An 11,596-nucleotide genomic window follows, 5' to 3' on the forward strand; every position below is an offset into this window, starting at 1 on the left:
TATTTCTGGGCGTTAATAGTTAATCAGTTTCTGAACAGATTCGCCCAGTCTTGACTTCGCCATAAAATTCTTCTCCAGTTCAATATTAAATGGAATAGGGGTATCAAGTGATGCGCAACGTAGCACAGGTGCATCCAGCATAGCAAAACAATTTTCTGCTATCCATGCTGCAATTTCGCCGCCGATTCCACTAATTAACGTGTCTTCATGCAAGATCAAAACCCTTCCGGTTCTTTGAACTGCTTCACGAATAGCAAAATAATCCAATGGAGCTAATGTTCTTAAATCTAAAATATCTATGGAAATTTCAGGATGCTCGGCTGCATAATCTTCAGCCCAGTGTACGCCGGCACCATAAGTAATAATTGAAACCTCCTCTCCTTCTCTTACATGCCTTGCTTTACCGATCTCAATTTCATAATAATCCTCGGGTACTGGTCCACTTACTGAACGATACAATGCTTTATGTTCAAAATACATTACAGGGTTTGGATCGTTGATGGCAGCGATCAATAATCCTTTTGCATCTATTGGTGTGGAAGGATAAACAACTTTCAATCCAGGTACTTTTGTAAACCAGGCCTCATTGCTTTGTGAATGGAAGGGACCAGCGCCGACACCTCCGCCTGTTGGCATGCGAATAACAACATCTGCATTTTGCCCCCATCGATAATGGATCTTTGCGAGATTATTTACGATCTGGTTAAAACCAACTGTAACAAAATCTGCAAACTGCATTTCCATCATGCTCTTATATCCTTCCAATGATAAACCCAATGCGGCGCCAACAATTGCACTTTCACAAAGCGGGGTATTTCTCACTCTTTCTTTTCCAAATTCCTGGACAAATCCTTCTGTGATTTTAAATGCGCCACCATATTCTGCAATATCCTGTCCCATGAGTATAAGATTAGGATGCTGTTGCATAGATTGCTTCAATCCTTCATTGATAGCATCAATCATTCTTTTTTCCTGAGATGTGAAAGATGAAACGTGAAAAGGTTCGGAATTATCTATGATCTTCACATTTGATGTTTCTCTTTTCACTGCGTACACATCTTCCATTTCTTCTTCAGTATCCGCAATAACAGATTTTGTATTAAATCCGGTCGCCAACTCAGCTTCGATCTTATCCTTAAACTCATTTCTTATATCTGCCGCTTTCATTTCATTCAACACCCCGGCTTCAATAAGATATCGTTCATAATTTTTTATCGGATCTTTTTGTTCCCACAAACGAAACAGATCCTGCGGAACATATTTGGTACCACTGGCTTCTTCATGCCCCCGCATGCGAAAAGTCATGCATTCTATCAAATAGGGTTTTTGATTTTTTATACAATATTGCCTCACTCCTTTTATTGTATCGTAAACATCCAGTATATTATTACCATCGATCGATACCCCTTCCATTCCATAGCCTTTCGCTTTATCCACTAAACTGATGCAGCGGTATTGTTCATTAACAGGAGTACTTAATCCATAGCCATTGTTTTCAATTATAAATATTACCGGCAGGTCCCAGACAGCTGCAACATTCAAGGCTTCATGAAAATCACCTTCACTTGTACCGCCATCGCCTGTAAATGCTAATGAGATTTTATTCTCTTTACGAAGTTTGTGTGCCAACGCCACACCATCTGCAATTGCTAATTGCGGGCCGAGGTGTGATATCATTCCGCAAATATGGTGTTCCTTGTTTCCGAAATGAAAACTTCTTTCTCTTCCTTTACTGTAACCTTCTTGTGCCCCTTGCCATTGCATGAATAATTTGTTCAATGGCATATTGCGTGTAGTGAAAACGCCGAGGTTGCGATGCAAAGGCATTATCCATTCATCTTCCTGCAAAGCAAGTGTGGCCCCAACAGCAATTGCTTCCTGCCCGATACCACTAAACCATTTTGAAATTTTTCCCTGGCGAAGTAAGACAAGCATCTTTTCTTCGATCATCCGCGGCCAAAGGAGTGAACGGTAAAATTGTACAAGCTGTTCGTTGGATAAATCTTTGCGATCGAAGGTCATGAACGTTTAAAGTTTAATGTTTAACGTTTCAGGTCAGGGTCAAAGTTATGGGTTAACCAGCTTCAACAACATTAAACCTTAAACTTTAAACAACCACTAATTCATAAAAATCTTCAGCGTTGAAATACTTTTGTGCAAGCTGCTGCAATTCTTCTGGAGATATGTTTTTTATTGTATCGGTTGCATTATAAAAATAATTTCCATCCAACCCGTTCAGGATATAGTTTTTCCAGCGGGCAATGATTTGAAATGGGCCGTCAAGATCGCCGAGAATAGAACCCATCATATAATTCTGAACCAGTTTCAGTTCCTCATCATCTACTAATTCATTTTTCAGTAAATCCATTTCTTTATATACTTCGGCTATTGTTGCATCGCAAACATCTTTACCAGCTTCGGTACTTATCATCCATGCCGAATGTTGAACATGGTTTTGTAAATAACTATGAATTCCGTAAGTATAGCCTTTGTCTTCACGAATATTACTCATTAGTCTTGATCCAAAAAAGCCGCCGAACAAACTATTAAGGATCTGTGCTTTTAAAAAATCAGGATGATGGCGGTTAGGAAAAGGCCGTGCAATACGAATAGACCCCTGCACACCATTTACATCATTCGTTATTCTGTATTTTTTTTCCGAAACGGGTGATAGAATATCGTTGGGTTTTGAAATAGTCCCGACAGGCAAATCTCCAAACTGTTCATTTAATAATTGTTCAAGATTAGCAGGCAACTTACCCGCAACGAACATTATAAATTTTCCATTTCGGTAATAACGGTCATAAAAACTCATCAACTCCTCCCGGTTCAATGCATCGTATTCTTCAGCGCTTGAATATTTTCCATAAGGATGGTTCTCGCCATATAAATAAGTATCGATCAAACGTCCGGCTATAAACTCTGATTTTTTCAGGCTTACTTTGAGCCGTTGTTTTTGATTTTGCTTGTAGGTGCTGAGTTCTTCTTCAGGCATGATCGTGTCTGTGATCATTTCCCGGATCACAGGCAACAGCTCATGCACATGTTTTGTAAGTGTGTGTAATGAAATAGTTGCTGTCTCATTATAACAAGCCCTGTTGATATAAGAACCATAGTATTCGAAGTGTTCGTTTAGCTGAAAGGCTGTTTTTTTTGAGGTACCATTGCGCAGTAAAAAATTAGCAGAGGCAGCAACAAGGTTTTTGTCTTCGTAACAATTGCCTGCAAAATAAATCCATTCCAAAGACATCACTTCTTCTGCACCGGCATTGATGGCATACACTTCTACGCCATTTTTTAGAATAAATTTCTCGCAGGGCTTTAATAAAAGTTTGAAATCAACAGCATCTACTATCGGGGGAGCAATTGTTCGGTTGATCATCTCTTGTTTCTGTTTTCCTGTTTATTAAAAGAGTGAAGATTTACATTCCGTACTCACTCAAAAACTTGATCCGCATAATTTTTAATTGTTCCCAGGTAAAATTATGTTCAGATAGTTCGTCCAGCGCCACTTGCAGCGATGATGTTTCGCAGCTTTTAAAATATTCAATGATCTCTTGCTGGTCATATTCGTCCAGCATTTGTTCGATCGCATAGTTCAGGTTGAGCTTGGTTCCGCTGGCAGCAATTGTTTCCATTTCTTCCAGCAACTCTTCCAGTTTCATATCCTTGTTTTTTGCAATGGTCTCAAGTGGCATTTTTTTGTCAATGTTCTGAATGATGAAAACCTTTATCCCGCTTTTATTCACCACACTCTTCATCACAAAATCATCTGGCCTTTCAATATTATTGTCTTCTACATATTGTTTGATCAGGTCCACAAAAGGTTTGCCATAACGCATCGCTTTGCCCTTGCTCACACCCTGGCACTTTTCCAGTTCAGTAATATTGGTGGGATACATGGTTGCCATATCCTGCAGTGACGATTCAAGGAAAATAACAAATGGTGGCAATGATTTTTTCTTTGCTTCCTTCTGACGAATTTCTTTCAGCATTTCAAACAATCGGTCATCCGCTGCTGCACCAACAGTTGCTTCTGCACCTTCTTCATCATCTGCATTTGCTTCTTCATAAAGGTTGTTCATTACAATTTTGAAAGACTTCGGCTTCTTCATAAAGTCTTCGCCTTTCTTTGTGATCTTCAGCACCCCGTATTCTTCAATATCTTTTTTCAACAATCCTTCCAGCAGCATTTGACGTATCAAAGAATTCCAGAAATGAGGCGGTTGATCATTACCACTTGCAAATGCATCAATGCCTTCATGACGGAACATCTGTATCTGCGGAGTTAATTTACCAATAATAATATTCACTGTGTAGTCGGTAGCAAATCTTTCATCCAAAGCCCTTATTGCTTTCAAAGCAAGCACTACATTCTCTTTAGCTTCTATTCTTTCCTTTGGATGTTTACAGTTATCACAGCTTCCACAATTTTCTTTTGTGTATTCTTCACCGAAATAACTCATCAGTACTTTACGACGGCAAACTCCGCTTTCAGCAAATGCAACAGTTTCATTTATCAACTGTGCGCCCACTTCTCTTTCACTAAGCGGTTTGTCACGCATCAGGTGTTCCAGTTTATGTACGTCCTTATGCGAATAATGCATGATACAGCGACCTTCCAAGCCATCACGGCCTGCACGGCCGGTTTCCTGATAAAAATTTTCTATCGACTTAGGTATATTATAATGTATCACAAACCTGATATCCGGTTTGTCAATTCCCATTCCGAATGCGATGGTTGCACATATCACCTGTACGTCTTCATTTAAAAACAAATCCTGTCTTTCTGTTCTTAATTTTCCTTCTATACCGGCATGATAAGCAACAGCTTTAATTCCGTTAGCAGTTAAAATATCTGCAAGGTCTTCTGTTGTTTTCCTGTTCAGCGCATAAATAATACCGCTCTTGGTGCCCATGCCTTTAATAAACCGGACAATACTTTCATCCGTCTGCGATTTTTTTATCTTGGGCTGTATCTCGTAATAAAGATTAGAACGGTTGAATGAGGAAATAAAAATATTAGGGTTATTCAGATCGAGGTTCTTGACAATATCACTTTGAACTTTTGGTGTTGCTGTTGCCGTCAACGCAATCACAGGCAGGTCAGGGTTTATCTGGATCATCATCTCCCGTAACCTTCTATATTCGGGTCGGAAATCATGTCCCCACTCAGAAATACAATGTGCTTCATCTACTGCAAAGAATGAAATTGTGAGGTCAGAAAAGAATTCAAGATTTTCCTGCTTGGTCAGTGTTTCCGGCGCTACATAAAGCAATTTGGTGCGACCAGACTTTAAATCATCATGAACTTCCTTTATTTCTTTTTTGTTCAGTGTTGAATTAAGAAAATGCGCCACATCATCCTGGCTGCTGTAGCTACGCACAAGGTCCACCTGGTTTTTCATCAATGCAATCAATGGAGATACGATGATGGCAACGCCTTCGCTAATCATGGCCGGCAATTGGTAGCACAAACTTTTACCGCCGCCTGTCGGCATGATCACGAATGTATCACGACCTGCCAACAATGATTCAATTGATTTTTCCTGTGTGCCTTTGAATTTATTAAAGCCGAAATGCTCGTGCAGGGCTGCGTGTAAATCAAACTTTTTATTGCTTGACCTTTTTATCGCTGTTCCTGGCTTAGCACCGTTTGTTTCTTTAACTGTTGCTTTACTGCTTTTAGGTTTAGCAGTTTTCTTAACCGTAGATGTTCCCATTACTCAATATTTGCTTGCTCACTAAAAAATGTACAATTCTTTAAGATAATCATTTTTATTCTTTCAGTTGCCGGTTCAGAATAAATTTTTATTCACGGCAAATGAAATCTCTATAAAGCAGAAAACCGTTTTGGATGTAACAGGCAGTAATGAAGCGGTTTAAAAATGGATAAGCATCTTTCACACACATATCGGCCGCCTGCTTTTGGGGGAAGCGAATTTACGAATGAAAACGGGAATTATTTGCATTAATTCTGTTAATAGGTAAATGAAAAATGTTTCTAAGTAAATCCTCTAAATTTGCTCCGTTTTAATATTTAGAAAGGACCTTATGCCCGAATCAATTAAACAAACAGCCCTTCGTACCATTGAACAGGAAGCACAGTCCATCAGAGGATTAGCCGCTTTTATCAATGATGATTTTGAGAAAGCAGTTAATGCTATTTCAACAACAAAAGGTCGTGTGGTTATCAGCGGTATAGGAAAGAGTGCCATCATTGCACAAAAGATCGTAGCTACATTAAATTCAACCGGCACTCCTGCTTCATTCTTACATGCAGCAGATGCTATTCATGGTGATTTGGGTGCTGTTCAGCAAAATGATGTTATTATTATTATCAGCAAAAGCGGCAACAGCCCCGAGATAAAAGTATTACTTCCATTAATAAAGAATTTTGGCAATACGATTATCGGTATGATTGGTAATATTGATTCTTACTTAGCCAAACATGCTGATATTATTTTAAACACAACTGTTGAACAGGAGGCTTGCCCGAATAACCTGGCGCCTACAACAAGCACTACAGCACAATTAGTAATGGGTGATGCATTAGCCGTTTCCTTAATGGAGATGAATGGTTTCAGCACTGATGATTTCGCAAAATTCCATCCCGGTGGCTCTTTAGGAAAAAAACTCTATTTAAGAGTTGATGATCTATACAAAGACAATGAAAAGCCATCTGTTAAACCAACACAGACATTAAAAGAAGTAATCGTTGAAATGACGGGTAAGCGTTTGGGAGTAACTGCCGTAATAGATGATTCAACTAATTTACTCGGCATTATTACCGATGGAGATTTAAGACGAATGCTGGAGAAAGGTGGTTCACTCGACGCAATAACAGCCAAAGATGTAATGTCTGCTAATCCGAAAACAATAAGCCCTGATGAACTGGCGGTAGATGCGCTGGACCTGATGCGGAAAAAAGAGATCACACAACTAATAGTTACTGACGGAAACAAATATCTTGGCATTATTCATTTGCATGATTTAGTCAAAGAAGGCCTTATTTAAATGAAAAGATCATCCTGTTTCATTTTTCTCATTGTTATATTCTTTTCCTCCTGCGTTAATTATGATGTAAAGGAGAAAGACCCTGCTGCATCTAAAATTCCTTCTTACAAAGCCAAAGAAGATTTTAAACTATTCAGAACTATAATCGAAAAAGCACATCCTTCCCTGTACTCATACCTACCCAAAAAAAGAATAGAAACAATTTTTGACAGTATTGGCGCCACTATTAACAAAGGAATTACTTATCGTGAGTTTTTTAATAAACTTTATTTCATCACTAATGAGATCGGATGTTCTCATTCTACTGTTTCATTACCTGCATCTGTCAGCGAAAATTTATTTGACCGGGCTTTATTTTTCCCGTTGCCTGTATTAAAGGTTGAGGATAAATTACTGGTAAACTATACCGGCGATAGTAACCTGCCCCATGGCACTGAGATATTAAAAATAAATAATACTCCTGCTGCCGGCATTCTTGATTCATTAATGTTTTACAACCCGGTTGAAGGCTTTAAAAGAGAAACACAGCAATACATGGCCAGTGCTGATTTCGGCTATGAATATTTTATGAAATTTGGCGGCAATAAACAGTTCACCGTTTCTGTAAAAGATAGTTCCGGTAAGCAACGTACAGTTATACTAAATGCGTTGAGTTATGATGATCTGACTTTTCGCCAGGAGAATAAATATTATAAAGATGCAACAGATGTTGACTATTCGCTGATCATTGACGATACATTGAAGAAGGCTACACTCCGGCTCGCCACTTTTGAATTCGAATCTGTAAATAAGCAAATAGCCTTTAATGCCTTTCTGAAAAACTCATTTGAGTTATTAAAAAGAAGAGGGGATATAAAAAACCTGGTGATTGATCTGCGTGAAAACGGCGGTGGATATTTATATTATTGCTTTTTATTAAATTCTTATTTAAGCCCTGTTAAGTTTGCCGAATATAAGGAAGTGTTCTCCCGTGTAAAATTTGTTCCTTATGAAGAATATTTATCGCAACGATTTGGTCCATCGGACGTGGATTTTGTAAACGGCAAGTTGCGTGAAGAATTTGAACGGGTAGGAAACCGGGTTCAGCATTTGAAAGATACTTCATTAAAAACATGGGAACCTGATAAATTCCGTTTTAACGGCAATGTTTATATCATTACCAACTGGCAGGTAAATTCTGCTGCCTCTTATTTTGCGCATTTAGCAAAAAAAACTGCTAATGCCAAAGTAATAGGTGTAGAAACAGCAGGTGGTACACATTCCGGCAATGGATTCAGAACAATAAAATATCAATTACCCAAAACGGGTTTTGAGTTTGAATTTCCTTTTGCTAAAATGATTTATACCAATGGCGATAAAAAAACAGGACGAGGAATGATCCCTGATTATATCGTTGCAGATACTTATGAATCTTTTATAAAAAATGAAGACCGGCAGCAAGTGTATATAAATGACAGCCTTTTAATAAAACAATGAGTGTTTAGTTAGTTTATGTTTATACATTTGATGCGGAAAAAAAATTAGCCATCTGAGAGGACACAGGGAATGAAAAAACATCAATACGTAGCGATAATGGCCGGTGGCATCGGCAGCCGTTTCTGGCCACTCAGCCGTACTGCACATCCTAAACAGTTTCTTGACATATTAGGTACAGGTAAAACAATGATTCAGCAAACTTATGACCGGTTTGCAAAGTTCATTGTTCCTGAAAATATTTTTGTAGTTACACTGAAAGAATATATCGATGAAGTAAAAAAACAATTGCCACATCTACCACATGAAAATATTGTAGCAGAGCCAAGCCGGAAGAACACAGCGCCTTGTGTAGCTTATATTTCTTTTAAACTCCTAAACAAAGACCCGAAAGCATCATTGATTGTTGCACCATCTGATCACCTGATACTGGATGATGCAAAATTTGCTGAACTGTGTAAGAAAGGTTTGGATTTTGTAAACCATATGAATGCTTTTATTACAATTGGCGTACAACCCACCTCACCGAATACAGGATATGGATACATTCAGCATGACGCAATAGAAGCAGCTCCAAATTTTTTTAAAGTAAAAACATTTACAGAAAAACCTAATCTTGAACTGGCCAAAACATTTGTAGCCAGTGGTGACTTTCTCTGGAATGCAGGCATCTTTATTTGGAAAGTGGACAGGATCATTGATGGTTTGGAGCAATATGAACCGGAATTATATGAATTGTTCGCTGCTGAAAAAGATAAATTCAATACGCCAGATGAAGAAGAGGCAGTGAATGAAATTTATCCTCAATGCACTAATATATCCATTGATGTGGCCGTAATGGAAAAAGCGTCGAATGTATTTGTAATGCCGGCTTCATTTGGCTGGAGTGACCTCGGTACCTGGAACAGTGCATGGGATAATATGCAGAAGGATTATCTTGAAAATGCAGTTACCGGAAAGAATGTAATGATAATGCAGGCCAACCGCTGTGTTGTGCATGCACCGGATAATAAATTGGTTTTATTACAAGGACTGGAAGATTTTATAATCGTTGATACAAAAGATGTACTCCTCATCTGTAAAAAAGAAAACGAACAAGATATAAAAGACTATGTAGCGGAAGTGAAGAGGAATAAAGGAGATAAGCATCTCTGATGTGCGGATTGGTTGATTTGAAACTTAGCTGATGAAATGCCCGGCCTCAATTAATGGTTGGGCATTTTTCATTAACTTGAAATGAATTAGCAACCCACACCTTAACCAACCCGTAAATCAGGCTTATGAATTTTGCCAGCATCCTTTTCCTCGATATTGAGACAGTTCCCCAACATTCGGATTATAATTCTTTATCAAAAGACTGGAAAGAGCTTTGGGATATTAAAGCCGGTTATCTTATCCGGAATAAAGAAGCGGAAACACCTGAGTCAATCTATTCAAGAGCCGGCATCTATGCAGAGTTTGGCAAGATCATTTGTATTGGTTGTGGTTTTATTACCGGTGAAGGTGAACAGAAAAATATCAGCCTCAAATCATTTTATGGTGATAATGAAAAGATCTTACTGGCCGAGTTCTGTGATATGCTGACTAAATGGTCGGCCAAAGAACAGAAATGGCTTTGTGCTCATAATGGAAAGGAGTTTGACTTTCCCTATCTCTGCCGCCGGTTGGTTATTAATGAAATTCCTATTCCCCATATTCTTAATGTTTCAGGTAAAAAGCCATGGGAAGTAAATCATCTTGATACATTAGAGCTCTGGAAGTTTGGCGACTTTAAATCTTATACTTCTTTAAACCTGCTTGCCCATAGTTTGGGAGTTCCTACTTCAAAAGATGATATCGATGGCAGTATGGTGTGGACTGTATACTGGAATGACAAAGACTTGCAGCGGATCGTTACTTATTGCCAGAAAGATGTTGTTACGCTGGCCCAGATATTTCTAAGGATGAATCATGAACCCCTGATCAAAAAAGATAATATCATCTATAAATAAACGTATGCAAAGAACTAATTATTCCTCCGGTGCCAAATGGGAAGACATTGTTGGCTATAGCCGTGCTGTTAAAATGGGCAATACTATTGAAGTAACCGGTACTGTTGCAGTGGATGATAATAGCAATCTTGTTGGTGGCAATAATGCTTATGAGCAAACAAGGTTTATCATTCAGAAGATAGAAGCCGTATTACAAAAAGCCGGTGCATCATTGAATGATGTAGTAAGAACCCGCCTATTTGTTACCGATATCAGTCGCTGGGAAGAATATGGTAAAGCTCACGGTGAATTTTTTAAGAGTATAAAACCATGTACTACGATGGTAGAAGTAAGTAAACTGATCTCTTCTGAGTATCTTATCGAGATAGAAGCAACAGCTATTATTAGTTGAACTTACTATAGCATTAACCTTAACAATCGTTATCATATCCATCATTGATCGCTATAAAAATTGGTTTTGACGATCGATGTAATTGACAGCTTATTCACATTATTGAATATCTTCTAATAAATAAGTTGTTTATAATTTCTTTACAATAAATATTATCATTAACATTGTTAAACTAATTCCCTCTTACTAACCCAATTAAATTATTTATGACTACAGCTGCCTCCGTTGTACACTCGTCACAACTTATCAGCACACATCATTTCGGCGAAGTTTGGCTCAATCCTCTTGATGGCCAGAAATCATTCTTTGCCACTAAGGCATTTAAACCGGGAGATACTATCTGCGACTTATCTACCGGAAGAATTTTAAATCAGCCAACTTATCTTACTGTTCAGTTAAGCGATACTGAACACTTCATGTTGCAGCCGGAACATTTGCAGTATATCAATCATAGCTGCAATCCGAATGTGTGCTTCGATCTCGACCAGATGAAAGTTATTTGTGTTCGTCCTATTGAAACCGGTGATGAACTCGGTTATTTTTATCCTTCTACCGAATGGGATATGGCGCAACCTTTCAATTGTCTTTGCCAGCAAAGCAATTGTATGGGTAAAATACAAGGCGCTATGTACCTGCCAAAGAAGGTGTTGAAAAATTACCGGTTTACCAGTTTTATTCAACAAAAGCTAAAAGAGCATCAGTCGCAGAAGTTGTCGAAGTAGAA

At 38.4% G+C, this 11,596-nt stretch carries 9 protein-coding genes; 6 read left to right on the forward strand and 3 right to left on the reverse strand.

Translation table 11 applies throughout. The annotated features are described in order from the left end of the window. Window positions 1–12 precede the first annotated feature (12 nt). The 3 genes from E6H07_04655 to recQ form a co-directional block, all read right to left on the reverse strand. A complete protein-coding gene (locus tag E6H07_04655; GenBank protein TMI65219.1) occupies window positions 13–2,022 on the reverse strand; it encodes a dehydrogenase in 2,010 nt (669 codons plus the stop codon). Window positions 2,023–2,107: 85 nt separating this feature from the next. Further along, on the reverse strand, window positions 2,108–3,382 hold the full coding sequence (locus E6H07_04660; GenBank protein ID TMI65220.1) for an insulinase family protein: 1,275 nt from the start codon (window positions 3,380–3,382) through the stop codon (window positions 2,108–2,110). Between the two features lie 40 nt (window positions 3,383–3,422). Continuing rightward, entirely contained in the window at window positions 3,423–5,723 is a 2,301-nt protein-coding gene (recQ, locus tag E6H07_04665; GenBank protein TMI65221.1) for a DNA helicase RecQ, read from the reverse strand. Between the two features lie 331 nt (window positions 5,724–6,054). On the opposite strand from recQ, the gene E6H07_04670 reads away from it, so the two are divergent. The 6 genes from E6H07_04670 to E6H07_04695 all read left to right on the forward strand — a co-directional run bounded on the left by E6H07_04670 (window position 6,055) and on the right by E6H07_04695 (window position 11,594). Then, window positions 6,055–7,017 carry a KpsF/GutQ family sugar-phosphate isomerase gene (locus E6H07_04670; protein ID TMI65222.1) on the forward strand — a complete coding sequence of 321 codons (963 nt, stop codon included), beginning with the start codon at window positions 6,055–6,057 and terminating at the stop codon, window positions 7,015–7,017. After that, window positions 7,018–8,493: a hypothetical protein gene (locus tag E6H07_04675; protein TMI65223.1), complete on the forward strand. Its 1,476-nt coding sequence runs from the start codon at window positions 7,018–7,020 to the stop codon at window positions 8,491–8,493. Between the two features lie 69 nt (window positions 8,494–8,562). Continuing rightward, window positions 8,563–9,645: a mannose-1-phosphate guanylyltransferase gene (locus E6H07_04680; GenBank protein ID TMI65224.1), complete on the forward strand. Its 1,083-nt coding sequence runs from the start codon at window positions 8,563–8,565 to the stop codon at window positions 9,643–9,645. Window positions 9,646–9,770: 125 nt separating this feature from the next. Next, window positions 9,771–10,481, forward strand: a complete 711-nt coding sequence (locus E6H07_04685) for a 3'-5' exonuclease (protein ID TMI65225.1) — start codon at window positions 9,771–9,773, stop codon at window positions 10,479–10,481. Between the two features lie 4 nt (window positions 10,482–10,485). Then, window positions 10,486–10,872, forward strand: coding sequence for a RidA family protein (locus E6H07_04690; protein ID TMI65226.1), 387 nt, complete (start codon window positions 10,486–10,488; stop codon window positions 10,870–10,872). Window positions 10,873–11,078: 206 nt separating this feature from the next. After that, window positions 11,079–11,594: an SET domain-containing protein gene (locus E6H07_04695; GenBank protein TMI65227.1), complete on the forward strand. Its 516-nt coding sequence runs from the start codon at window positions 11,079–11,081 to the stop codon at window positions 11,592–11,594. Window positions 11,595–11,596 lie beyond the last annotated feature (2 nt).

It is taken from the genome of Bacteroidota bacterium, assembly GCA_005882315.1.
GTDB lineage: Bacteria > Bacteroidota > Bacteroidia > Chitinophagales > Chitinophagaceae > VBAR01.